This window comes from Nocardia sp. NPDC003693 (genome assembly GCF_053981095.1).
In genome coordinates, this window is record NZ_JBSFNO010000004.1 from 1 (window position 1) to 22,002 (window position 22,002).

General features: G+C 68.7%; 22 protein-coding genes, 2 tRNA genes and 1 pseudogene. 15 read left to right on the forward strand and 10 right to left on the reverse strand.

Annotated features, from left to right (window positions below; all coding sequences use genetic code 11):
* Window positions 1–90 (reverse strand): annotated as a pseudogene (locus tag ACWDOP_RS06850) (cysteine dioxygenase); the annotation flags it as partial.
* Between the two features lie 25 nt (window positions 91–115).
* On the opposite strand from ACWDOP_RS06850, the gene ACWDOP_RS06855 reads away from it, so the two are divergent.
* Window positions 116–526 carry a hypothetical protein gene (locus ACWDOP_RS06855; RefSeq protein ID WP_456344293.1) on the forward strand — a complete coding sequence of 137 codons (411 nt, stop codon included), beginning with the start codon at window positions 116–118 and terminating at the stop codon, window positions 524–526.
* A 139-nt stretch (window positions 527–665) separates the two neighbouring features.
* Here ACWDOP_RS06855 and ACWDOP_RS06860 read toward each other — a convergent pair whose 3' ends face one another.
* Window positions 666–1,202, reverse strand: coding sequence for a transglycosylase family protein (locus ACWDOP_RS06860; protein WP_454203513.1), 537 nt, complete (start codon window positions 1,200–1,202; stop codon window positions 666–668).
* 546 nt (window positions 1,203–1,748) lie between these two features.
* Here ACWDOP_RS06860 and ACWDOP_RS06865 point away from each other — a divergent pair.
* Window positions 1,749–1,822: transfer RNA gene (locus ACWDOP_RS06865), tRNA-Met, on the forward strand.
* Window positions 1,823–2,385: 563 nt separating this feature from the next.
* Window positions 2,386–3,471 (forward strand): FAD-dependent monooxygenase, encoded by a 1,086-nt coding sequence (locus ACWDOP_RS06870; protein WP_456344294.1) that lies wholly within the window; start codon window positions 2,386–2,388, stop codon window positions 3,469–3,471.
* 11 nt (window positions 3,472–3,482) lie between these two features.
* On the opposite strand, the gene ACWDOP_RS06875 is transcribed toward ACWDOP_RS06870, so the two are convergent.
* On the reverse strand, window positions 3,483–3,674 hold the full coding sequence (locus ACWDOP_RS06875) for a hypothetical protein (RefSeq protein ID WP_456344295.1): 192 nt from the start codon (window positions 3,672–3,674) through the stop codon (window positions 3,483–3,485).
* A gap of 355 nt (window positions 3,675–4,029) precedes the next feature.
* On the opposite strand from ACWDOP_RS06875, the gene ACWDOP_RS06880 reads away from it, so the two are divergent.
* The 3 genes from ACWDOP_RS06880 (at window position 4,030) to ACWDOP_RS06890 (ending at window position 7,410) form a co-directional block, all read left to right on the forward strand.
* Window positions 4,030–5,259, forward strand: coding sequence for a transcriptional regulator (locus tag ACWDOP_RS06880; protein ID WP_456344483.1), 1,230 nt, complete (start codon window positions 4,030–4,032; stop codon window positions 5,257–5,259).
* Between the two features lie 94 nt (window positions 5,260–5,353).
* Complete coding sequence (exaC, locus tag ACWDOP_RS06885; protein WP_456344296.1) at window positions 5,354–6,877, forward strand: acetaldehyde dehydrogenase ExaC; 1,524 nt, start codon at window positions 5,354–5,356, stop codon at window positions 6,875–6,877.
* Window positions 6,877–7,410, forward strand: coding sequence for a DUF779 domain-containing protein (locus ACWDOP_RS06890; RefSeq protein WP_456344297.1), 534 nt, complete (start codon window positions 6,877–6,879; stop codon window positions 7,408–7,410). Before exaC ends, ACWDOP_RS06890 begins: the two co-directional genes overlap by 1 nt.
* Before the next feature lie 35 nt (window positions 7,411–7,445).
* On the opposite strand, the gene ACWDOP_RS06895 is transcribed toward ACWDOP_RS06890, so the two are convergent.
* Together ACWDOP_RS06895 and ACWDOP_RS06900 are read right to left on the reverse strand one after the other, a co-directional pair.
* Window positions 7,446–7,586: a hypothetical protein gene (locus tag ACWDOP_RS06895; protein ID WP_456344298.1), complete on the reverse strand. Its 141-nt coding sequence runs from the start codon at window positions 7,584–7,586 to the stop codon at window positions 7,446–7,448.
* A 31-nt stretch (window positions 7,587–7,617) separates the two neighbouring features.
* Window positions 7,618–8,280 (reverse strand): SDR family oxidoreductase, encoded by a 663-nt coding sequence (locus ACWDOP_RS06900; protein WP_456344299.1) that lies wholly within the window; start codon window positions 8,278–8,280, stop codon window positions 7,618–7,620.
* A 150-nt stretch (window positions 8,281–8,430) separates the two neighbouring features.
* Between ACWDOP_RS06900 and ACWDOP_RS06905 the strand changes: the two genes are divergently transcribed.
* Both ACWDOP_RS06905 and ACWDOP_RS06910 read left to right on the forward strand, forming a co-directional pair.
* On the forward strand, window positions 8,431–9,609 hold the full coding sequence (locus ACWDOP_RS06905; RefSeq protein ID WP_456344300.1) for a Ca2+-dependent phosphoinositide-specific phospholipase C: 1,179 nt from the start codon (window positions 8,431–8,433) through the stop codon (window positions 9,607–9,609).
* Window positions 9,610–9,681: 72 nt separating this feature from the next.
* On the forward strand, window positions 9,682–10,236 hold the full coding sequence (locus tag ACWDOP_RS06910; RefSeq protein WP_456344301.1) for a potassium channel family protein: 555 nt from the start codon (window positions 9,682–9,684) through the stop codon (window positions 10,234–10,236).
* 33 nt (window positions 10,237–10,269) lie between these two features.
* Here ACWDOP_RS06910 and ACWDOP_RS06915 read toward each other — a convergent pair whose 3' ends face one another.
* The 3 genes from ACWDOP_RS06915 to ACWDOP_RS06925 form a co-directional block, all read right to left on the reverse strand.
* Complete coding sequence (locus ACWDOP_RS06915; protein WP_456344302.1) at window positions 10,270–10,764, reverse strand: Uma2 family endonuclease; 495 nt, start codon at window positions 10,762–10,764, stop codon at window positions 10,270–10,272.
* Between the two features lie 159 nt (window positions 10,765–10,923).
* Window positions 10,924–12,045 (reverse strand): acyl-CoA dehydrogenase family protein, encoded by a 1,122-nt coding sequence (locus ACWDOP_RS06920; protein WP_456344484.1) that lies wholly within the window; start codon window positions 12,043–12,045, stop codon window positions 10,924–10,926.
* Window positions 12,046–12,193: 148 nt separating this feature from the next.
* A complete protein-coding gene (locus tag ACWDOP_RS06925; RefSeq protein ID WP_456344303.1) occupies window positions 12,194–13,198 on the reverse strand; it encodes an AraC family transcriptional regulator in 1,005 nt (334 codons plus the stop codon).
* Window positions 13,199–13,284: 86 nt separating this feature from the next.
* On the opposite strand from ACWDOP_RS06925, the gene ACWDOP_RS06930 reads away from it, so the two are divergent.
* The 5 genes from ACWDOP_RS06930 to ACWDOP_RS06950 all read left to right on the forward strand — a co-directional run bounded on the left by ACWDOP_RS06930 (window position 13,285) and on the right by ACWDOP_RS06950 (window position 17,299).
* Window positions 13,285–13,358 (forward strand) — tRNA-Met (locus ACWDOP_RS06930).
* Between the two features lie 401 nt (window positions 13,359–13,759).
* Entirely contained in the window at window positions 13,760–14,596 is an 837-nt protein-coding gene (locus tag ACWDOP_RS06935; protein WP_456344304.1) for an SDR family oxidoreductase, read from the forward strand.
* 99 nt (window positions 14,597–14,695) lie between these two features.
* Window positions 14,696–16,156 carry an MFS transporter gene (locus ACWDOP_RS06940; RefSeq protein WP_456344305.1) on the forward strand — a complete coding sequence of 487 codons (1,461 nt, stop codon included), beginning with the start codon at window positions 14,696–14,698 and terminating at the stop codon, window positions 16,154–16,156.
* A 263-nt stretch (window positions 16,157–16,419) separates the two neighbouring features.
* On the forward strand, window positions 16,420–16,860 hold the full coding sequence (locus tag ACWDOP_RS06945; RefSeq protein ID WP_456344306.1) for a hypothetical protein: 441 nt from the start codon (window positions 16,420–16,422) through the stop codon (window positions 16,858–16,860).
* 70 nt (window positions 16,861–16,930) lie between these two features.
* On the forward strand, window positions 16,931–17,299 hold the full coding sequence (locus ACWDOP_RS06950) for a VOC family protein (protein ID WP_454203489.1): 369 nt from the start codon (window positions 16,931–16,933) through the stop codon (window positions 17,297–17,299).
* 91 nt (window positions 17,300–17,390) lie between these two features.
* On the opposite strand, the gene ACWDOP_RS06955 is transcribed toward ACWDOP_RS06950, so the two are convergent.
* Window positions 17,391–18,581, reverse strand: coding sequence for a PucR family transcriptional regulator (locus tag ACWDOP_RS06955; RefSeq protein ID WP_456344307.1), 1,191 nt, complete (start codon window positions 18,579–18,581; stop codon window positions 17,391–17,393).
* 106 nt (window positions 18,582–18,687) lie between these two features.
* Here ACWDOP_RS06955 and ACWDOP_RS06960 point away from each other — a divergent pair, with 106 nt between their 5' ends.
* Window positions 18,688–19,539 carry an alpha/beta fold hydrolase gene (locus tag ACWDOP_RS06960; protein WP_456344308.1) on the forward strand — a complete coding sequence of 284 codons (852 nt, stop codon included), beginning with the start codon at window positions 18,688–18,690 and terminating at the stop codon, window positions 19,537–19,539.
* Window positions 19,540–19,542: 3 nt separating this feature from the next.
* On the opposite strand, the gene ACWDOP_RS06965 is transcribed toward ACWDOP_RS06960, so the two are convergent.
* A complete protein-coding gene (locus ACWDOP_RS06965) occupies window positions 19,543–20,046 on the reverse strand; it encodes a MarR family winged helix-turn-helix transcriptional regulator (protein ID WP_456344309.1) in 504 nt (167 codons plus the stop codon).
* 115 nt (window positions 20,047–20,161) lie between these two features.
* On the opposite strand from ACWDOP_RS06965, the gene ACWDOP_RS06970 reads away from it, so the two are divergent.
* Window positions 20,162–21,805: an MFS transporter gene (locus ACWDOP_RS06970; protein WP_456344310.1), complete on the forward strand. Its 1,644-nt coding sequence runs from the start codon at window positions 20,162–20,164 to the stop codon at window positions 21,803–21,805.
* Window positions 21,806–22,002 lie beyond the last annotated feature (197 nt).

Genomic DNA, 22,002 nt, shown 5'->3' on the forward strand with positions numbered 1-22,002 from the left:
GCCGGCGGCCGCGTCGGGGGCACGCACGACGTCGTGCACCCAGCCCAGCGGGAAGGAGGCCTGGTCACCGGCCCCGGACCCTCGTGGCCGGTTCGGCAATCTGCTGACCCTGCCCGTGGGAGACGGCGGCATCCTCTACGTCGAACCCTGGTATCTGGAACGCAATTCGGCGGGTTCGAACGCGCCGTCCTTCCCGCAGCTGGTGAAGGTGCTGGCCAGCTACCAGGACAAGGTCGGCATGGGCGCGACCGTCAAGGAGGCCCTGGACAAGGTGCTGCCCGGCAGCGGCAGCGCGGCGACCGATCAACCGGGGCAGGTGGTCGTCCCGCCCAATCAGGGGACCACGCCGCCGAACAACAACGGCGGTACGGCCCCGGCACCCGGTAAGGAAGCGGCCATCAAGCAGATCGACGACGCGCTCGCGACCGTGGGCAACGCGCAGCGTTCCGGCGATCTGGGCGAATTGGGTAAGGCGCTGGAGAACCTGCAGCGCGCGGTCGACGCCTACGAGAAGGCGGGTAGCTGATACCCGGGCTCTCGCTCATCCGCGGGTGAGCGAGAGCCCATGACCTGGCCCGGATGCCCTCCGGGCAACGAAAAGCGCTGCCGTCGAATTCGACGGCAGCGCTTTTCACTTCTTCCGGTATGGGGAAGGAAGTCTGATCTCAGCGACCCCAGGACTCGATGAGGGCGGCGTTCTGATCCAGGATCTGGTGGTACTGGCCCTGGACGCCGAACTGCTCGGCGAGGCCGCCGGCGACGTTCTTGGCCTGATCGATCAGGGCCTGCTTGTCGTTGGGGACGGTCACCGGGGCGGGGGCGACCGGCTCGGGAACGGCGGCGACCTCGGGCTCGGAGACGCCCGCGCGCAGGTAGCGGCCGCAGTGCGGCCAGGCGCCGACGCCCTGGGTGGCGAGCACGTTCTCCGCGACGCGGATCTGCTCTTCCTTGCTGGCGTGGTGGGCCATGCCGGTGCCGCCGTTGGCGGCCCAGGTGCCGGGGGAGAACTGCAGTCCGCCGTAGTAGCCGTTGCCGGTGTTGATGCCCCAGTTGCCGCCGCTCTCACACTGGGCGACGCCGTCCCAGTCGTGTGCGGGGGCAGCGGACGCGGTGGCGGAGAAGCCGAACGGGACGGCAACAAGTGCGCCGGTCACGGCCGCGAGGCCGAGGACGCGGGAGTTGATCTTCCGGTTCTGTTTCATGGTGGTTTCCCTCCCTGCGCCTGCCAACCCGGCGACGAATCGTCCGTGTCCCTGTCCCCAGGAGGTCGTGGCACCTAACCGCGGGACAGGGTTTCCGACGTGCAGCGGTTCGGTTCGGAGCCCATCTCAGGTTTGATCCGGGCCGAGACAGACGATAACGAGTAAATCTCGGCAGATCACGTCTTGATAACTCCAGAATTGCATGAAGCGAATAACCCTGAAAACAGGGTTCATGCAGGTTGGCTATGCTGCATTTTCGTATCCCGACCGGTCTGTTATACGCCTGTGATGTGATGTGTATCACGACGTTATTGCGGGGGCGGTCACGTTTTTCGGGCGTATCGGGTGGGGACGGGCGCGCGCACGCGCGCCGGGGTGCGGTTTGTCACTCCCGGGGTGTGCCGCGACGCCCGGATCGGCGTCCCGCGTGCCCGGGGTGTGTGGTCCCCGGGTCACCTCTTGATCATCTCTTCACAACCCGAAAACGGCCTTTGACCTAGCGATTTGCCCCATCTACGCAGCCGTGTGTAATGTTGTGTTCACCGACGCGGGGTGGAGCAGCTCGGTAGCTCGCTGGGCTCATAACCCAGAGGTCGCAGGTTCAAATCCTGTCCCCGCTACTAAGAAAGTGGCCCGGAACCGAATGGTTCCGGGCCACTTTCGCGTTTGCGGTTGTCGTGGGAGTCGGCGCCGAGCCGGATGTCGCCGGGGGCCTACCGTTCTCGCGGGCAGTCGGGGATGGGTGCGACCGGGTGGTCGGGAATCGACCCGATGTCCCGCGTGATGTTCGGAACCGGTCCGAGAATGATGCGGCCGCCGGCGCCGGCTACCGAAGTCATCTTCCGCGAAATCCCGGCAAACTCTTTGTCTTCGTGACTCTTCTGAAAGTTCATGCGACGAAGCCTCTTCTCCGAGTGCCGGCGGTGCGGAGATCGCGTCCTGGACCGCCGTTTACAGTGTGCTGCGGCTGATCTTAGCCAGAAACCGACTGTTCGCGTTGTTCATTGAGTGTCGTTTTCGATGCACTTTTCGCGGATCGGTGGCGATGTAGCAACTTTTCAGCGTACGAATGTCGTCCCGGGGCTCGACGGGTTTTTCGCCCACCGCCGGTATGGTTTCCGGCAACTACCGCCCGGTGCGGTGGGGGACCGGGCGGGTGGTGCTGCGACCAGGAGGTCAGTGCGTGCGGGGCAAGGGAAGCGCGATCGTGGTCGGCGGCAGCATCGGCGGGCTCACCGCCGCGATCGCCCTGGCGCGCAGGGGGATTCGGACGACGGTGCTGGAGTCGCGGGACACCTTCGACGGTCGCGCCGGACTGGGCGCCGACTATCTGGGGCTGTGCGCGGTCACCGGGGAGGAGCCGGAGGACGCGCTCGCGCACATCTACGGCCATCGCCCGTCGGTCGGCTGCAACGCGCTGCACGGGTGGCTGGCCGAGGTGGCCGGGCGGGTCATCGGGCTCGATCTGCGGCTCGGCGTGGATGTCACCAAGGTGGATCAGGACGATGATTTCGCGTTCGCCGCAACGGGTTCGGAGGAGTTCGAGGCCGACGTGCTGATCGGCGCGGACGGTGATCACAGCCTGGTCCGGGCGGCCGTCGACCCGGGCCACGTGCTCACCGACTACACCGGATTCCTGACCTGGCGCGGCTGGATCGCCGAGACCGCGCTGCCGGCGGGCACGTCACTGCCGGGCGCGGAGCCGCTGCGGGCGGGCGATCAGCTGCTCACGGCCGTCGCGCTGCCGGGTCTGAGCGGTCTCCGGCCGTCGAAAGGGCTGCGCACCACGGCGTTCGTCTGGCACGACCCCACGCGCATGGCGCTGCTGGAGGAGCTCGGGTGCCTGCGCGAGGGCAAGATTCTGCACGGCCTGGAGCCGGAACACTTTCCGCCGGGTCTGTCCGCGGAGCTGATCGACACGGCCCGTCGCACCTGGCCCGATCCCTGGCGCGGGGCCATCGTCGATTGCCTCGAGCGCGGCACCGCGTTCGGCACGCCGTCCGGTGACTATCTGCCCGAACGGATCACGAACGGCAGGATCGGGCTCATGGGCGCCGCCGCGCACACGGTGACTCCGGCGATATCGACGGGCCATCGGGCCGCCGCCGCGGACGCCCTGGCACTGGACGAGTGCCTGCGCGACGGGGTGCTCGGCTCCCGGGCCGTGGCCGCGCTGGCGAACTATCAGGATCTGCGACTGCGCCCGGCACGGGATCTGGTGCACGAAAGCCGGCGCTGGACCGACGCCCACCGCGCCTCGGCGCGCTGACGCGCCCCGGCTTACTCCTCGGGCGCGGACCCGTCCAACCCGAGCATCTCGAGCAGGTACCGGCAGTCCTCGGCGTCGTGGGCATGACTGGCGACCGTCCGGCTGGCCAACGCGTTCTGCCTGGTGATAGCGGCTTTTTCGGCCGCACGAGCGGTACTGAACTCGCCCTGGTCGACCGTATTGGATTGCTGTACAGAAGTCATCGTTGGTACTTCCCGGGGCCACGCCGGGTTGCCGTATCCGAATGACTCGGGTCAACTCCGCCTACCCGGCACGTTACGTGGTGCGCTCGGTCCGGATGTACGGACCTGTCGAATTTGTGAATCGTCCCACGTGCGGACGGACGGTCGCGGTGATGTGCCCCGGGTCGGTCGCACGGTCCCGGGCGGCGAGGTGGTCATCGGCAACCAAGGGATGTAACCGGGCCATCATGACCGTGACCGGCGTTACAGTGGGGGACGGGGCGGATGTGAAGGACGACGATTGAGCACACTCGCGCAGGGCAGCCCGTGGGTCGCGGTCCGGGCGGGCGACGACGTCGAGCAGTTGGCGTCGCGGATGTCCGTCGCGCACAGTTCCTTCCTCGCGGGGAACGCTCTGCCGACGGTTCGGCCGTGTGGTGATTCGGTGCGGTCGGTGGTGCTGGACTCGTGGCGGCGCAGCCGGAGCAACGGGGTCGACCCGGACGGTTTCGGCGGAGCGGTCGAGTTGGCGGGGCCGGATCTGCGGCGTTATCGCGAAACCCATCCCACCTCGCTGATCCGGCCGGTGGTGCGGAAGCTGCTGGTGGAGGACGCCGCGGAGGCCGGTCTGCTGGTGGCGATCAGTGACGCGCAGGGCAGGCTGCTGTGGGTCGAGGGCGATCCGAAGGTCAAGGACCAGGCCACCGGCATGAACTTCGTGGAGGGCGCGGACTGGAGTGAGGACCGGGTCGGGACCAACGCCCCGGGGACCGCGCTGGCGCTGGATCATCACGTGCAGATCTTCGGGGCCGAGCATTTCAGCCGGGTGGTGCACGAGTTCAGCTGTACGGCCGCGCCGGTGCACGATCCGCTGAGCGGGGAGATCATCGGCGCGATCGACATCACCGGCGGCCCGCGGGTCGCCGCGCCGGAGGTGCTGTCGCTGATCCGGGCGACCGTGGTCGCGGCGGAGTCGGAGTTGCGGCTGCGGTTGCTCGGTGCGCTCCCGTCGCCGGAACCGGCCTCGGCGCGGCTGCAGGTGCTCGGCCCGGGCCGGCCGGTGCTGACGGTGGACGGTGAGCGAATTCGCCTGTCCCAGCGGCACGCCGAGATCCTCGTGCTGCTGGCCGAGCATCCCGAGGGATTGAGCGCGGACCATCTGGCGATGCTCCTGGACGAGTCCGAACTCGATCCGGTGACGGTTCGCGCGGAGCTGTCGCGGGTGCGAAAGATAGTGGGCGCCAGCGTGCTCGGCTCGCGGCCGTACCGGTTGCTCGCGCCGGTGGACACCGACATCGGCGCGGTGCGCCGGGCCCTGGCCCGGGGCGATGCCGCGGCGGCGCTGCGGGCGTATCCGGGTGCGGTGCTGCCGCGTTCGCTCGCGCCGGGCATCGCCGACGTGCGGGCCGGACTGCACGCCCGGGTGCGGGCGACCCTGCTGGCGGTGGGTGATCGCCGCCTGCTCGCGCGCTGGACCGCGTCGGCGGACGGTCGCGACGATATCGCCGCCTGGTGTGCCTATCTCACCTCGCTGGACCGGAATTCGCCGATGTACGCGCAGGTGGAAGCGCAATTGGCGCTCCTGGACCGCAAGCTGGGCATCTGACCAATTTCTTGCAACGGTGCTGCAACATGCCCGCTCGTAGCGTTCTGGATCACACCTGACCCCGCACTATCGTCAGCAGATCCAGGAGCCTTCGATGACTGTCTTCGCCCGCCCCGGCACCGACGGGGCCGCCATGTCCTTCCAGTCCCGCTACGAGAACTGGATCGGCGGCGAATGGGTCGCGCCCGTCAAGGGGCAGTACTTCGAGAGCCCGACCCCGGTCACCGGCCAGACCTTCTGCGAGGTCGCGCGCGGCACGGCGGAGGACATCGAACTCGCCCTGGACGCCGCGCACGCCGCCGCCCCGGCCTGGGGTAAGACCTCGGTCGCCGAGCGCTCGGTCATCCTCAACCGGATCGCCGACCGGATGGAAGAACAGCTCGAGGCCATCGCCCTGGCCGAGAGCTGGGACAACGGCAAGCCCATTCGCGAGACCATGGCCGCGGACATCCCCCTCGCGATCGATCACCTGCGCTACTTCGCGGGAGCCGTTCGCGCCCAAGAGGGTTCGATCTCCGAGATCAACAGCGACACCGTCGCCTACCACTTCCACGAGCCGCTCGGCGTTGTCGGGCAGATCATTCCGTGGAACTTCCCGATCCTGATGGCCATCTGGAAGCTCGCCCCCGCGCTGGCCGCCGGAAACGCGGTGGTGCTCAAGCCCGCCGAGCAGACCCCGGCCTCGATCCTGTTCCTGATGAGCGTCATCGGCGATCTGCTGCCGCCCGGGGTGGTGAACATCGTCAACGGCTTCGGCGTCGAGGCGGGCAAGCCCCTCGCGTCCAGCCCGCGCATCAAGAAGATCGCCTTCACCGGTGAGACCACCACCGGCCGGCTCATCATGCAGTACGCCTCGCAGAACCTGATCCCGGTCACCCTGGAACTGGGCGGCAAGAGCCCGAACATCTTCTTCTCCGACGTGCTGGCCGCCAACGACGATTTCCAGGACAGCGCCCTCGAGGGCTTCGCCATGTTCGCGCTCAACCAGGGCGAGGTCTGCACCTGCCCGTCGCGCGCGCTCATCCAGGCGGACATCTACGACGAGTTCCTGAGTGCGGCAGTGGTGCGCACCAAGGCGGTGCGCCAGGGTGATCCGCTGGACACCGAGACCATGATCGGCGCGCAGGCCAGCAACGATCAGCTAGAGAAGATCCTGTCGTACATCGAGATCGGCAAGGGTGAGGGCGCCACGCTGCTCACCGGCGGCGAGCGCGCGGACCTCGGCGGCGACCTGTCCGGCGGCTACTACGTGCAGCCCACGGTGTTCACCGGCGACAACGCGATGCGCATCTTCCAGGAGGAGATCTTCGGCCCGGTCGTGTCGGTGACCTCGTTCGCCGACTACGACGACGCCATCAAGATCGCGAACGACACCCTCTACGGCCTCGGCGCGGGCGTCTGGTCCCGCGACGGCGGCGTCGCCTACCGCGCGGGCCGCGACATCCAGGCCGGGCGGGTGTGGACCAACACCTACCACCAGTACCCCGCGCACGCGGCGTTCGGCGGATACAAGCAGTCCGGCATCGGCCGCGAGAACCACCGCATGATGCTCGACCACTACCAGCAGACCAAGAACCTGCTGGTCAGCTACGCCGGGAAGGCCCAGGGCTTCTTCTGATGCCCACTCCGCCCCGGCGGGTGCGCGCCACCGCGGCGGCGATGGATCTGCTCCGTCGCCTCCGCGCCGCGCACGGCCCGCTCATGCTGCACCAGTCCGGTGGCTGCTGCGACGGCTCGGCCCCGATGTGTTATCCGGCAGGCGAATTCGTCATCGGCGATCGAGACGTCCTGCTGGGAATACTGGATCTGAACCTGTCGGCCGGGGACGTGGCGACCACCGCTCCCGATCCGGAAGACGCTGTCGCGGTGTGGATCTCGGGTCCGCAGTTCGCGGCCTGGCAGCACACCCAGCTGGTGCTGGACATGGTGCCGGGCCGCGGCTCGGGCTTCAGCCTTGAAGCTCCCGAGGGGTACCGATTCCTCAGCCGGGGAAGGGTTTTCGACGCGGCGGAGCTCGACGGGCTGGCGGGCGCGGGGGTCATCACCGGTGCGGACTACGAGCTGGGCGCGCGGCCCGAGCTCGCGGCCGAACCCCAGGTCGTGGCGCAGGCGGTCGACGCCTGCCCGATCCCGGGGGCGCCGACGCCCTAGCGCGGGACCGCGCCGGCTTCGCGGGTGAACGACGTTCAGTCGCACGGCCGGATCGGCGCGGTCGCCCGCACCCGCGTCAGCTTCTCGGGACCGGTCACCGAGTAGATCTCCGCGACCAGTTCGTGGGAGTCGAGCCCGAGCACCACCACCGCCGTGAGCGGTGCGTCGCCGGACATCGCGATGATGGCGGACTTCCGGGTCGATTGATCACCCGCGCCGTCCGTCGGCCTCCGCCACCGCCTTGTCGATACCGGCTGTGCCGCTGATCAATTCGAGGGTGCGCTGCGATCCGGCGCCGGTGATCAGCAGTTCGGCGAGCACGGCGGCGACGTCGGCGCGCGGAATGCTGCCCGCCGGAACGCTGTCCGCGAGCAGGACCTGTCCGGTGGGCGGTTCGTCGGTCAGTCGTCCCGGGCGCAGGATCGTCCATGCCAGGTCGCGGCCGCGAAGGTCGTCCTCCGCTTGGGTTTTCGCGTCGATGTAGGCGATCCAGGACTCGTCGCCGCCCGCCGGCGGTTTGCCCGCGCCCATGGTGGAGATCTGGAGGAAGCGCCCGATGCCCGCGCGCACGGCGGCGTCGGCGAGCAGGATCGAGCCGTCGCGGTCGACGGTGTACTTGCGGTCGGGGCCGCTGCCGGGGCCCGCGCCCGCGGCGAACACCACGGCGTCGGTGCCCGCGAGGGCGGTCGCCAGCGTCTCGGCGTCGGACCGCTCGAGGTCGAGCACGAGTGGTTCGCCGCCCGCGGCCTCGATGTCCGCGCCGTGCGCGGGATTGCGTACGACGCCCCGTACCGTGTGGCCCCGCTCGCTCAGGATCCGGCTGAGCTGCAGGGCGATCTGCCCGTGTCCTCCGATGATGGCGATGCGCATGGGCGCGAGTCTAGGCCGCGCGCGGCGGTCCGGGCCCTCGCGACAGCCGGGCGCACGCAATCTGGTCAATCGACCAACGGCGCGGACGTTGATCATGTTTACTACCGCGCGGGGGAGGACCGACGCCGACCCCGCCGTGTAGGAGACCGTATGAAAGCCGTTACGCCCGAGCTGGTTCGCCGACAACCACGGGAGAGGCGAACGGCGGGAACGGCATTGGCCGCCGCCGCGATCGCCGCGATCGTCTGCACCGGCTCGGCGCTGGCGGCCCCGGTGACCACCCGCGCGGACAGTTCGGCTTTCGACGCCGTACCGCTGAACGAGGTCGCGGTGTCGGGCCTGCACAACGCCTACGAGCGGACCAAGGGCGCGTCGATCGCGGACGTCCTGAACACCGGCGCGCGGCTGCTGGAACTCGACGTCTACACCACCTACGGCGGTGAGCGCGGATGGATCGTCAGCCATACCAACCCGCTGGCGAACGACAACAACTGCGCGTCCGCGCCGGGCTCGGCCGGCGCGGGCAGCTCCGGGAGTGGGGCGCTGTCCGGGAGTTCGGCGCTGTCCGGCAGCGCCGGTGGTTCCGGATCCGCCGGGGGCAGCGGCGATTTCAGCCGCTGCCTGGACGCGCTGCGGGCGTGGAGCGACAGCAATCCCGGCCACGACCCGGTCTATCTCAAGATCGAGTTGAAGTGGGGCTTCCGCGGTCGCGCGGGCATGGGCCCCGCCCAGTTGGACAGCCTCGTCGCCGATCACCTCGGACGGAACAGGGTGTTCGCGCCCGCGGATCTCCTCGGTTCCGCCCACGAGACCCTGGACGAGGCGGTCACCACCACGGGCTGGCCCACCTGGAATCAGCTGCGCGGCAAGTTCATTCTCTATCCGATCACCGGCACCGTCGAGAACACCCTGGCGGACTACGAACTCGACAACGTGCCGACCGAACAGGAGTACGCGAACCATCTCGATAGGCTGGCCGCCGCCGGGCAGGCGGATCAGGCCATGATGTTCCCCGCCATGTCCTCGGCCGCCGGTAACGGTGATCCGCGCACGAGATACGAAGCGCGCCTGCGCCCCTGGTTCGTGATCTTCGATGATCAGGCCGCCGATTGGCTCGGCGATCCAAATCTGCCGTCCTACTGCGCCAATCGCTATCTGACGGTGGCGACCGGGGCCGACAGCGTGCCCCCGGCCCTGGCGGCCGACGCCGATCCTGCCGCCGTGGCCCAGCGGGTGCAGTTCCTGGCCGAGACGATCCATCCCAGCGCGACGACGTTCGATTGGACGCACGTGCCCGCAGCGTTCACCGTGCGCTCTCGCAACTGCTGACCCCGAACGCGGCCTCGACACCCGCGATTCCGGGTACCACGGCGCGGGCGCTCGCCGCCGTAGCATCACCCCATGTCGAAACAGCCTGGTGAGAGCAGAAATTCGGGGTCGGGGCGCCGGCCGATCTACCGTGTGATGCTGCGCCCGGCCCTGGTCCTGACGGCCTTCACCGTCGCGTACTTCGTGCTGCCGTTCGATCAGCTCGACGACGTCCCGGCGGTGGTGCTGCTGGTCGTCGGCCTGGCGCTGGTGTTCGCGCTGTGCGCCTGGCAGGTGAATCGCATTCTGCGGGTGGATCGCCCGTTCGAGCAGGCCGCCGAGGCCCTCGCCACGGTCTTCGGCGCCTACCTGATCGCCTTCGCGACGATCTACTACCTACTGTCCCTGGCCGATTCCGCGAGTTTCGGTGCGGCCCTGACCAAACTCGACGCCCTCTACTTCACCGTGACGGTCTTCGCGACGGTCGGTTTCGGCGACATCGTCGCGGTGACGCAGCTGTCCAAGGGTTTCGTCCTGGTTCAGATGCTGGGCAACCTGCTTCTGCTCGGCATGGCCCTGCGCCTGATCACGGCCTCGGCCCGGGTCCGGAAGCGGCAATTGCGTTCCGCCGGGGGGTCCGCCCGATGATCAGATTCTGATCGGCAGCGCGACAGTTCGCCGTCATCCCAATTCGAACTCGATGCCGGCTACCCGCACCGGTGTCGCGATCGGCTTCGTGGTTGTGACCTGATACGCGCCGTCGACGGGGTTCGTGAGCAGTGTCCATGTCTCGCGGGCCGGATCGACGATCAGGTACTCGGCGACGGCGGCCGCGGCATAGATGGCGGTCTTGTCGATGTAGTCGGCCTCGACGCTGCTCGGTGAGACCACCTCGAAGAACGCCAGCGCGTTGCGTGCGTGCAGCTCGGCGTCTTTGCGGAATATCGCTACATCGGGGGCTTTGTCGTTGTCCCCGGTGCGCGCGATCTTCACATTCGAGGTCGTGAGAAGCGTCGGATCCGCCAGCCGGACGCGAACTGCGATCTCCAGGATGAGATTCCAGTGTTCGGGCCGCTGCGGAGACACGACGATCACGTCGCCTTTCGCATCTGCACGAAATCCTTCCGGCACGTCCATTCCAGCCGCCACTTCCACTAGCTGGTGATGCAGGCTCATCGTCGTTGCTCCTCCCGGTCCTGTCCGTCATGACCAAGGTAGGTCCGAACCGAGTCGAGCGGATGACTCCCGTTCCGCCTCGATGGGGTCGGCCCCCTTCGACGTGGAACGGCCCCGGAACCACCGTGTGGTCCCGGGCCGTGAGCCGGTCGCGTCGACCTACAGCGTCCGCCCGATGATCAGTTTCATGATCTCGTTCGTGCCGCCGTAGATCTTCTGGATGCGGGCGTCGGCGTACATCCGGGAGATCGGGTACTCGGCCATGTAGCCGTAGCCGCCGAACAGCTGCAGGCACTCGTCGGCGACCTTGCACTGCTGCTCTGTCAGCCACCACTTGGCCTTGGCGGCGGTGGGCACGTCGAGCTCGCCGCGCAGGTGCTTGGCGACGCAGTCGTCGGTGAAGCTCCAGGCGATGGTCTTGATCGTGTCGCACTCGGCGAGGGTGAACTGGGTGTTCTGGAAGGCGAAGACCGGCTTGCCGAAGGCCTCCCGCTCCTTGGTGTAGGCCAGGGTGACCTCGACGGTCTTCTCGATCGCGGCCGCGGCGATGACGGCCAGGATCAGGCGTTCCTGCGGCAGCTGCTGCATGAGCTGGATGAAGCCCATGCCTTCCACGGTGCCGAGCAGGTGCGTCTGCGGCACCCGGACGTTGTCGAAGAACAGCTCGCAGGTGTCCTGCCCGTGCTGGCCGATCTTCTCCAGGTTGCGCCCGCGCCGGAAGCCCTCGCGCGCGGTCTCGACCAGGACCAGCGACACCGCGTCCGCGCCCTTGCCCTCACCGGTCTTGCAGGCCACGATCACCAGGTCGGCCAGGTAGCCGTTGGTGATGAAGGTCTTGGCGCCGTTGATGACGTAGTCGTCGCCGTCCTTGACCGCCTTGGTCTTGATGGACTGCAGGTCCGAGCCGGTGCCGGGCTCGGTCATGGCGATGGCGCCGACGATCTCGCCGGAGGCCATCTTGGGCAGCCATTCGCGCTTCTGCTCCTCGGTGCCATACGCGAGCAGGTAGTGCGCGACGATGCCGCTGTGCACGGGGTTGCCGAGGCTGGGCGCGAGCCCGCGCACCTGCTCGGCCAGCACGACGGCCTCGTGCGCGAAGGTGCCGCCACCACCGCCGTACTCCTCGGGGATGCTCAGGCACAGCAGGCCGAGCTCGCCGGCGCGGTTCCAGAGCTCACGGTCGACGTGGTGCTGCCGTCCCCACCGGTCCTCGTTGGGGGCGCAATCCTTTTCGAAGAAGCGGCGCGCCAGATCGGCGAGCGCGTCCAGGTCCTCGTCCATCCACGGCGAGCGATGCAGGGCCACGAGTTGAACTCCTCTGTTCGTGTCGGCTCTGATCGAACGGTAGGACGGTATTGCCGTCGCGCCAATGACCGGCTCGCTCGAATTCTTGACCGTAGTGCTCGAGCGTCCAGTGGGGGTGTGCGCGCTAGTGCTGGTACGACCCGGGCGGGCTGCCGGTCCAGCGCCGGAAGGCCCGCGAGAACGCGCTGGCCTCGGAGAACCCGAGCCGCCGGGCCAGCGCGGTGACGGTCTCGTCCCCGCGCACCAGGCTCGCGATGGCGGCGTCGCGCAGGATCTGCTCGCGGATCCGAGTGACCGAGGTGTGTTCGTCGTGCAACCTGCGGCGCAGGGTCTGCGGGCTCATGGCGAGTTCGGCGGCGATGTCGTCCGCGCTCGGCCAGGGTCCGGAGAGCCCGCGTTCGAGGGCGCGCCGCACCTGAGCGGCGAGCGAGACCGAGTAGTCGCGCGTGCCCAGCACCCCCGCGGGCGCGTTGCGCAGGAACGACGCCAGTTCGTCCTGGCTGCGGTCGACGGGCACGTCCAGCAGCGCCACGTCGAAAACCAGTGCGGGCGCGGCCGCGCCGAAGCGCACCGGCGCCCCGAAAATCGAGTCGTAGTCATCGATTTCGGGATCCTCCGCGTACGGCACCTCGACGCGCAACAGCGGCAGTCGCCGCCCGCCGGCCCAGCTGAGATAGCGGTGGGTGATGGTCAGCATGGTGTCGATGATCAGCCCGACCGGGTGGACGATGCCGCCGAGATCGAACCCGACCCGCGCCTCGTCCCCGGAGACGGTGAGCGCCAACGGCGGAATCCCCGGCAGCGACCGCCGGAAACTCTCGAACCGCCGAATCCCCTCGCCGAGCGAGGGCGCCCCCATCAACGCGAAACACACCAACCGCAACGTCCCGCGCGGCACCGGCGCCAGCCCGAGCCCCAGCAGTTCGTCGTCGGTGTCCCGCCACAGCCGCTGCACCAGCGCCGTGGCCTGGTCCGCGGTGACACGGGACTTGCCCTCCGCCAGCAGGATCGGCGAGATCCCGACGTCGTCGAGTATTCCCCCGACGTCCCACCCCCGCCGCTCGGCCAGCTCCACGATGGCGCGCACCCGCTGGATAGGCAGCGTGTTGCGGGCGTGTGAAGGCGGCACCCCCAGAAGGTACCAACCAGGTCAGGCCCCCGGCGCGCCGCGTTTTGGGATATCGGGCCCCCGGTGTGTAGTGTTCTTTTCACCGACGCGGGGTGGAGCAGCTCGGTAGCTCGCTGGGCTCATAACCCAGAGGTCGCAGGTTCAAATCCTGTCCCCGCTACTAGGCAGAACGGCCCGGAACCACTTGGTTCCGGGCCGTTTTCGCGTTCTGCCGGCATTGCCGACCCACTTCGATGTCATGGATGCGGTGTCGTAGCGGGGGTTTCGTGGCGTCCCGGCATGAAGCGGACGGTGTTTTCAAGGCACACCTCCCGATCGTCGGATGGCCAGTGAGACAAGGTCGTCGGGCAGCCGTCCCGCGCCCGCTTCGCGGCAGTTCCGGTGCCCCCCGCAGCGGCCGAGTAGCTCCAGATTTCGCCACACGACCGCGCGTCTCGATCGATCAGTGCAGCTCAGAGTCAATTTCGGGCGACGTTCGAAATTGAAATGGAATAGATCATTCCGTTCTGTTAGAGTCGTGCCATGCGATCGACCGGATCGCGGCTGTGAAGGGAAAAGCTCATGTACTTGGTTATCGGCGCCACCGCTCACTTCGGCCGTCAGGCCGTGGACGCACTGCTGGCCGCGGGGCTGCCGGTGCGCGCGCTGACCCGCCGGCCGGAGACCGCGGGAATGCCCGCGGGCGTCGAGGTGGTCGCGGGGGACCTCGCCTCCGAAGCCGCTCTTGCGGAACCGCTTTCGGGTGTCGAGGCGATCTTCCTGGTGCTGCCGTACCAGATGGATGTGACCCCGCTGCTGGCCGCGGCGCGGACCGCGGGGGTCCGGCGCATCGTGTTCCTGTCCTCGGGCGCTGTGGTGGACGGCGCGGAGCGGCAGCCCGATGTCATCGCGGCCTACCACCACGAGGTTGAACGGGCGATCGTGGCGTCGGGGATCGAATCGACGTTCCTGCGACTGTTCTTCCCCGCCATCAACTCGCTGTCCTTCGCCATGCAGCTCGCGGGCGGCGACGTGATCCGCGCGGCGTACGGGCGGGCCGCGGCGGCCCCGATCCACGAGAACGACGTGGCCGACGTGGTCGCGGCGGTGCTGCCGGGCGGGCACGCCGGGCGGGTGTACGAGCTCACCGGGCCGGAGTCGCTCACCCAGGTCGAGCAGGTCGAAATCCTCGGGCGGGCGCTGAATCGGCCGCTGGTCTTCGAAGAGTTGGACGACGCGCCGGTGCGCGCGCAGATGGCGCAGTTCATGGACGCCGAGTTCATCAACGCGCTCTTCGATCTGATGGCCGCCACGGTCGGAAAGCCCGCGCCGGTCAACGAGCTCGTCGCCGAGCTGACCGGGCACGCCCCGCGCGGATACGCCGAGTGGGTCGGCGACCACCTCGCCGACTTCTCCTGATCTGCCGAGTAGTCACCGCGCCAACGCTTTTCGCGGTGCGGGGGTCGGCCCCCGCACCGCGCCTCGCACCCGTTCGCCATCTCAGCCCCGGAGACACCAGTGACCATCACGACCGAACCCGCCGTCGAAATATCCACGTCCACAACCACTTCCGCCGCTCCGCTGCCGCGCCGCTGGCTCGGGCTGGTGGCGATCCTGTCCGCCACGCTGCTGAATCTGCTCGACGCCACCATCGTCACCGTCGCCGCGCCGGCGATTCGCGGTGATCTCGGCGGTTCGGCCGCCACGGTGCAGTGGCTCAGCGCCGGGTACACCCTGGCCATGGCGATCGGCCTGCTCACCGGCGGGCGGCTCGGTGACATGTACGGCCGAAAGCGCGTGCTGCTCATCGGATTGACCGGATTTCTGTTCACCTCCCTGGTGTGCGGTGTCGCGGGTTCGATCGATGCCCTGCTCATCGGCCGGGTGGCACAGGGCCTGTTCGCCGCCGTCATGGTGCCGCAGTGCTTCGGCCTGATCCGCGATCTGTTCGGCCGCGAATTCGGCAGGGCCTACGCGGCTTTCGGCCCGCTCATCGGTATCGCCACCATCGCGGGGCCGATCGTGGCCGGACTGCTCGTCGACGCCGATCTGTTCGGCACCGGGTGGCGCGCGATCTTCCTGATGAACCTGCCGCTCGGCGCGGTGGCCCTGGGACTGGGCGTGTGGATCCTGCCCGCCGCCGCTCCGATGCCCGGGCTGACCCTGGATCTGCGCGGCGCGATCGTCGCGGGACTCGGCATGGGCATGCTGCTCTACCCGCTGGTGGAAGGCCGGGAACTGGGCTGGCCGTGGTGGCTGTCGGCCATGCTCGCCGCCTCGATTCCGGTGCTCGGCCTGTTCGCCCTCGATCAGGTTCGCCGCTCCCGCGCCGGACGCACCGTCCTGGTGGAGCTGAGCGTGTTCGCCAAGCGGTCGTACTCGTCCGGCATCGGTTTCGTCACCGTGTTCTTCGGCGGCGTCGGCGGTTTCTCCCTCGCGGTGGGCCTGTTCCTGCAGCTGGGCCTGGGCTACGGCGCCCTGCGCGCCAGCCTGACCATGGCCCCCTGGGCGGTCGGCGCGTTCCTCGGCTCCGGCGTCAGCGCGGTCCTGGCCCCCAGGCTCGGCCGCAAGGTCCTGCACCTCGGCCTGACCGGCATGCTCCTCGGCCTCATCGCCCTGTTCTTCCAGTTCGGCGCGACCACGGCCCCGAGCCCGCCGGCCCTGTCGGCCGCCCTACTGCTCTACGGCCTCGGCATGGGCGTCATCTTCGTCCCCCTCTTCGGCATCATCGTGGGCGACCTCGAGGACCACGAGGTAGGTTCCGCCTCCGGCCTGCTGGAGTCTTTCCAGCAGGGCGCGGCCGCCCTAGGCGTGGCGGTCCTGGGCACCATCTTCTTCAGCACCTTCGCCCTCGGCGACACCCCCGAAACCGCCCTCACCGCAATCCGTTCCGTCACGGCGGTGACCATCCTGCTGACGTTCGCCTCCTTCGCCGTGGTCTTCGGCCTCCCCAAACACGCGGCGTCCCAACCGCACTGATCCATCACCCCCTCGGGGTTCATAGCTCGAACGTCGAAGGTTCGAATCCTGTCCCGCTACCAGCGAATACGGCTCTGGAACAGCTGTTCCAGAGCCGTATTCCGTTGTCGCGATATCGAATAGCGCAGTTGCCGGGCGTAGTTCGGGTGCCCCCGAAACTAGGGGCACGGCGGCGGTATCACCGGGTCACTTGCGAACGATAGTGTTCGTGGAACCGGGTTCTCCGGGATGGCGAATGGAGTGTCTACGTGAGTGGAGGAACCATGAATGGTCGTCGAATCGTCTGGGGCGCACAGTGTTTGATGGCGGCCGGAGCGACCGTGGCGTTGACCGCCGCGCCGGCCTCGGCGGCGGAAGTGGTCGACCTGGTGATCGGGTTCAGCAACGGAACCCTCTACGTCGGCGGGACCTACGCGCTGACCGCGACGGCCACCGGCGGCGCCCTGGGTTCGGTGTCGATGCTGCCCTTCGTTCCCGGCGGGGTCGTGTTCGAGGACAACGGGGCCTGCGTCGGCACGGCCAAACCGTCGTACGCGAGTTCCGCGTCCGTGAACTGGACCCCGAGCGTTGTCGGTGAACACACCCTCACCGCCACGTACGAGGGCAGCAGCAAGACGATCGTCGTCACCGTGGTGCCGCTCGCCGACGGGACGACGAGCGTGCCGGCGAAGCCGGGCAACTGCTCGGGCACCGGCAGCGCGTAGTCGGACCCCGTCGAAGGCGCGCCTGCCGATCTGCCTGATTTGTTCCACTTCCGGTGGGATCCTCGAACCCATGGATTGGAAAATCGAACTCGTCGCCCTGCCGGTCTCCGACGTCGATCGCGCCAAAGCCTTCTACGTCGGGATCGGCTTCAACGCCGACTACGACCACACCCCCAGCCCAGGTATCCGTTTCGTGCAGCTCACCCCGCCGGGGTCGGGGTGCTCCATCTGTCTCGGGGAGGGGCTGACCTCGGCCGCGCCGGGAAGCGTGGAGGGGATGCAGGTGGTGGTGGCCAGTGCGGAACAGGCCTATCAGCAGCTCATCGCGGCGGGGGTCGACGCCACCCCGGTCAAGGACGAGGGGTGGGGGCTGTTCACCTACTTCGCCGACCCGGACGGCAACCGGTGGGCAGTACAGGAACTGCCGAAACAGTCCTGACGCCGGACCACGGCCCGCAACTCGCCGGGCGCCGGGTGATGCGACGCCCGCGGAGTGCGGGTGATTTCGTGGCACCCGGCGAATATCTCTGTTACAGAACGGGATCCGCGTGCTGTGCGGCGCGCAATGCTACCCCCAGCTCCAGGATCGCCCGGGGATCGGCGAGGGAGCGGCCGGTCACCTCCTCGACGCGGCGCAGGCGATAGCGAACCGAGTTCGGGTGCAGGAACAACTCGCGGCCGGTGTCGGCGGCGGAGCCGTTCGCGTCGTACCACGTGCGGAGCGTATGTAGGAGCCGTTCGCGTTCCTCGCGGGGCAGGGCGAGCAGGGGGCCGAGGGCCACCCGGGTCAGGCGTTCGGCTTCGAGCGGCGCGGCGGCGATCAGCATCGCCAGGGGGTCGTCGTCGAAGCGGGCGACGCCGCGCGGGCGGTCGCGCAGACCGGTGAGGGCCAGGCGGGCGAAGTGCAGCGCCCGCGGTGTGTCGGGCAGCGCGTCGTAGGGCGGGCTGATCCCCACCCGGGTGTGATGGGCGCGTAATGCCTTCAGTGCCGCGGGTTCTCGGGATTCGGGCAGGGCGAGCACCCCGATCTGCTGGTCGGGCAGCAACCGCCAGGCGGAAGTGATATGCGCTGCGCGCAGGGCGATTTCGATGCCGGGCAGGGCCTCGCGGCCGGTGACCGGCGCCGCCGCGGCGACGACGACATAGCGGCCGGTCGGCGGCAGGCCGAGGATCCGGGTCGCTTCGCCGAGGGTGGCCGGGTCGGCGATCAAGCCCGTGAACAGGGCCTCGACGAGCACGGAGCGTTCGTGTTCGCGCTGCAGCACCAGTTCGGTGGTGGTCTCCCGGTAGGCGGCCGCGACCGCGACGGAGTACTCACCCGAGAGCGCCCAGACCTCGGCGGCGAGGTCGACGAGCATCGCGTCGGTGACCTCGGGGTGGCCTCGCGCGGCGGAAACCAGTTCGGACCAGAGGAATTCGAATCCGATGCGGAAGGCGTGCAGGGTTTCGGCCAGCGGCACACCCTGCCGCGCCCGGAGTCGCCCGGTCTCCTTCGGCGGTTCCGGGTCCACCGGCGCGGCGGTGGTGAAGTGGCGCAGCATCAGGGTGAGGTTGCGCGTGCAGGAGGTCCGGATGGTCGCGAAGGGAACCTGCGCCTCGTTGCGGTAGGTGTCGAGTTCGACGAGGAACCGCCGGGCCAGCCGCACCCCGAGGTCGTCGATGTTCTCCAGCAGCAGGCCGGCGAGTTCGACGATTGCCGTCGGCGGCGTGGAACGGGGCATCCGCGCAGGTTACCGGTTCGCGTTTGTCGCGGGGGACAGTCTCCGGACCGGCGATGTTGTTCCCGCGTCCATGGGCGCGCGAGCGCGTCGATGCGACGATTTCGGCGTGTTCACCTTCACCAGCACCGACGGCACCGTCATCCACGTCCGCGACTGGCTGCCCGCCGACCGCAAGCCGGTCGGGATCGTGCAGATCGCACACGGCATGGGCGAGTACGCGGCCCGCTACAGCCATCTCGCCGAGCGGCTCGCCGACGCCGGGTACGCGGTCTACGCCTCGGATCATCGCGGGCACGGCCACAGCATCGCGGGTACGCCCGGCGACCTCGGTGCGAACGGGTGGAACCTGCTGGTCGAGGACCTCGTCCGGCTCACCGGGCTGTTGCGTGCCGAACATCCCGGGATTCCCGTGGTCCTGTTCGGGCACAGCCTCGGGTCGTTCGCGGTCCAGCAGTACATCCTGGACCACTCGGGTCTGGTCGACGATGTCGTGCTGTGCGGCACCACGGCGGTCGACGGGCTGTTCGCCAGGATCGCCGAGGCCGGCGGTGATCTGCTGGGGCTGTTCAACGCTCGCTTCCAGCCCACCCGTACACCGGCCGACTGGATCAGCCGGGACACCGCACAGGTCGACGCGTACATCGCCCATCCGTGGTGCGGGTTCGAGGTCGACCCCGCGAACATGGCGCTGCTGGCAACGGTTGCCGCCGACCGCCTTTCGAAGCCGACCACCGTTCCCGGCGACCTGCCGGTCTACGTGATGGTCGGCGCGGAGGATCCGCTCAACGACGATCTACGGCTGAGCGATCTGCTGATCGATCGATACCGTGACGCCGGTCTGACCGACATCACCTACCGCGTGTACCCGGGCGCCCGGCACGAGATCCTCAACGAGATCGACCGGGACGAGGTGGAATCCGACCTGATCGCCTGGATCACCCGCACCCCGAGTCCGTAATCGTCAGTCGCCCGGCGTATCTCGCGCCGGCGAAGGCGGAAGCGGCTCGGCGAGACGGCTGTTCATCGCCGCCGTCAGCTCGGTCAGGAAGTCCTCGAACCGCCGGAGCTGCTCGGGGGAATGCCGGGCCAGGACGGCGGCGACCTGCTCGCCGAGCGGGCGGAAGAACTCGTCCGCGAGCTCGTGCACTTCCGCGCTGCCGCGCAGGGTGATGACGCGCCGATCGTCGTGCTCGCGCGTGCGCACCACGTGTCCGGCCCGTTCGAGCCGGTTCAGCAGCGCCGTCGTGGCGGGCTGGGACAGCGCGATGCGTTCGCTCAGGCGAGCGGGCGACAGGGCCGCGCCGCGTTCGTCGGCGGCGAGGATCTCGATGAGCGCTTCGGCGTCGGTGGAGTGCAGGCCGAGCCACGCCGCGAACCGCCTGCTGAACTCCCGATAGTTCGCGCCGTAGACGCGCAGTCCCTCGGTCAGCCGGTCCTGCTGTTCCCGCGCAACCGGGTGATTCATCTGTCCCCGTCCACCTTTCTCGCACCGGAGCGACGCCGGTGACACCGTTTGACAACCTACTCCGGCGCTGAGTACTTTCACCATGGAATAATTCCACGATGGAAGTAGGTGTTCGATGGACGAGACAGGAACAGTCGAGCCGGGGTCGGAGGTGAAAGTGTCACCGCTGCGCTGGCTCGGCCTGCTCGCCATCGCCCTCGGTGTCGCGCTGATCGTGGTCGACACCACGATCGTGAACGTGATCATCCCGTCGATCATCGAGGACCTGAACACGGGTTCCACAGCGGCGCAATGGATTCAGGAGTCCTACGCGATCGTGTTCGCGGCGCTGCTGCTGGTGGTCGGCCGTATCGCCGACATCATCGGTGCGCGGCGGGTGTTCGTCGCCGGCGTGGTCGTCTTCGGCGTCACCAGCATCCTGGCCGGGCTCGCACCCGGCGGTGGGCTGCTCGTCGTCGCGCGGTTCCTGCAGGGCGCGGGCGCGGCGATGATCCTGCCTACCTCGCTGGCGCTGCTCAACGCCACTTTCACCGGCAAAGCCCGGGGTCAGGCGTTCGCCGTCTGGGGTTCCACGATCGGCGCGGCGGCCGCGCTGGGTCCGCTGCTGGGCGGCTGGCTGGCCGAGCATGTGTCATGGCGCTGGGCTTTCGGAATCAATGTCCCGCTCGTCGTGGTGATCGTGATCGGTGTGCTCGCCTGCGTCGACCGTTCGCCCCGGACGCCCGGACGGCTCGACATCCCGGGGTCGGTGCTGTCGGTGCTCGGCCTGGGCCTGTTGGCCTTCGGGTTGGTCGAGGGCCGTGTCTACGGCTGGATCAGCACCACGCACGCGCTGGAAATCGGCGGATTCATCTGGGACAGCGGCCCGTCGCCGGTGCTGGTCGCGCTCGTGCTGAGTGTGCTCGCGCTCGCCGGATTCCTCTGGCGGCAGGCGGCCCTGCGCCGGACCGGCGACGCCGACAAGGCCCTGATGGACCTGAGCCTGTTCCGGTTGGCGTCCTTCCGCAACGGCAACATCGCGACCCTGATCATCGGGCTCGGTGAGTTCGGCATCGTCGCGGTGCTGCCGCTGTGGCTGCAGTTCACCCTCGGTTACAGCGCGGTGCAGGCGGGGCTGGCGCTGGTACCGATCGCCATCGGCAGCTTCATCGCCAGCGGCGTGAGCTTCGGCCTGGCCGACAAGAACGTCTCGCCGCTCAATCTGGTCCGCCTCGGCCTGGCCTTCGAGGTCGTCGGCCTGGGCGCGCTGGCCCTGTTCGCCTCGCCGGACAACTCCTGGTGGTCGCTCGCGCTGATCCTGTGCCTGTACGGCATCGGTGTCGGCTTCGCGACCGCCCAGGTCACCAATGTGGTGCTGGCCGATATCCCGGACAACGACAACGGCCAGGCCTCCGGCATCCAGAGCGCGTTCCGCCAGCTCGGCTCCGCGCTCGGGATCGCGCTACTGACCACGGCCTTCTTCACCACACTCGGGTCGCAGGTCACCGACCGCCTCACCGCGGACGGCGTCGCCACGATCGACGCCGAGCGGCACGCGCAGACGATCACCGCGAGCGCGGGCGCGGCGATCAGAGGGTATGCGGCCCAACCGGATACCGCGCCGATCGCCGCCGCGGGCCGCACCGCGATGACCGACGCCGTCGAGCTGGGCGGTTATCTCGCAGCGGGATTCGTCCTGCTGGGCTTGGTCGCGACCGTCCTGATCCCGAAATCAGCGGGGCGGGAACGCGAGCCGAATCGGCTGCCGACCGCGGCCTGAGCGGCCCGCCGGCCCGGGCATCGTGCCTGGTCGTGAAAGTGGGCCGGAGCCAACAGGTTCCGGCCCACGGCGCTCGGTATCGCTCACACCCTCCATGTGCGCTGCACAGGATCGTGCAACCGCAGCGTATCTGCGCCCGTGTGCCCTCACATGCGAAATGCGGCCGCGAGACGGATCGCGAAATACGGATGAGGCCC

What these genes read in the sequence shown, in the direction of transcription:
- ACWDOP_RS06965 (WP_456344309.1), bottom strand. Translation starts at nt 20,046, where the DNA reads ATGAATCACCCGGTTGCGCGGGAACAGCAGGACCGGCTGACCGAGGGA.
- ACWDOP_RS06915 (WP_456344302.1), bottom strand. Translation starts at nt 10,764, where the DNA reads ATGAGCCTGCATCACCAGCTAGTGGAAGTGGCGGCTGGAATGGACGTG.
- ACWDOP_RS06955 (WP_456344307.1), bottom strand. Translation starts at nt 18,581, where the DNA reads ATGCCCCGTTCCACGCCGCCGACGGCAATCGTCGAACTCGCCGGCCTG.
- ACWDOP_RS06935 (WP_456344304.1), top strand. Translation starts at nt 13,760, where the DNA reads ATGTACTTGGTTATCGGCGCCACCGCTCACTTCGGCCGTCAGGCCGTG.
- ACWDOP_RS06970 (WP_456344310.1), top strand. Translation starts at nt 20,162, where the DNA reads ATGGACGAGACAGGAACAGTCGAGCCGGGGTCGGAGGTGAAAGTGTCA.
- exaC (WP_456344296.1), top strand. Translation starts at nt 5,354, where the DNA reads ATGACTGTCTTCGCCCGCCCCGGCACCGACGGGGCCGCCATGTCCTTC.
- ACWDOP_RS06945 (WP_456344306.1), top strand. Translation starts at nt 16,420, where the DNA reads ATGAATGGTCGTCGAATCGTCTGGGGCGCACAGTGTTTGATGGCGGCC.
- ACWDOP_RS06900 (WP_456344299.1), bottom strand. Translation starts at nt 8,280, where the DNA reads ATGCGCATCGCCATCATCGGAGGACACGGGCAGATCGCCCTGCAGCTC.
- ACWDOP_RS06880 (WP_456344483.1), top strand. Translation starts at nt 4,030, where the DNA reads ATGTCCGTCGCGCACAGTTCCTTCCTCGCGGGGAACGCTCTGCCGACG.
- ACWDOP_RS06890 (WP_456344297.1), top strand. Translation starts at nt 6,877, where the DNA reads ATGCCCACTCCGCCCCGGCGGGTGCGCGCCACCGCGGCGGCGATGGAT.
- ACWDOP_RS06895 (WP_456344298.1), bottom strand. Translation starts at nt 7,586, where the DNA reads ATGTCCGGCGACGCACCGCTCACGGCGGTGGTGGTGCTCGGGCTCGAC.
- ACWDOP_RS06860 (WP_454203513.1), bottom strand. Translation starts at nt 1,202, where the DNA reads ATGAAACAGAACCGGAAGATCAACTCCCGCGTCCTCGGCCTCGCGGCC.
- ACWDOP_RS06905 (WP_456344300.1), top strand. Translation starts at nt 8,431, where the DNA reads ATGAAAGCCGTTACGCCCGAGCTGGTTCGCCGACAACCACGGGAGAGG.
- ACWDOP_RS06920 (WP_456344484.1), bottom strand. Translation starts at nt 12,045, where the DNA reads ATGGACGAGGACCTGGACGCGCTCGCCGATCTGGCGCGCCGCTTCTTC.
- ACWDOP_RS06950 (WP_454203489.1), top strand. Translation starts at nt 16,931, where the DNA reads ATGGATTGGAAAATCGAACTCGTCGCCCTGCCGGTCTCCGACGTCGAT.
- ACWDOP_RS06875 (WP_456344295.1), bottom strand. Translation starts at nt 3,674, where the DNA reads ATGACTTCTGTACAGCAATCCAATACGGTCGACCAGGGCGAGTTCAGT.
- ACWDOP_RS06910 (WP_456344301.1), top strand. Translation starts at nt 9,682, where the DNA reads ATGTCGAAACAGCCTGGTGAGAGCAGAAATTCGGGGTCGGGGCGCCGG.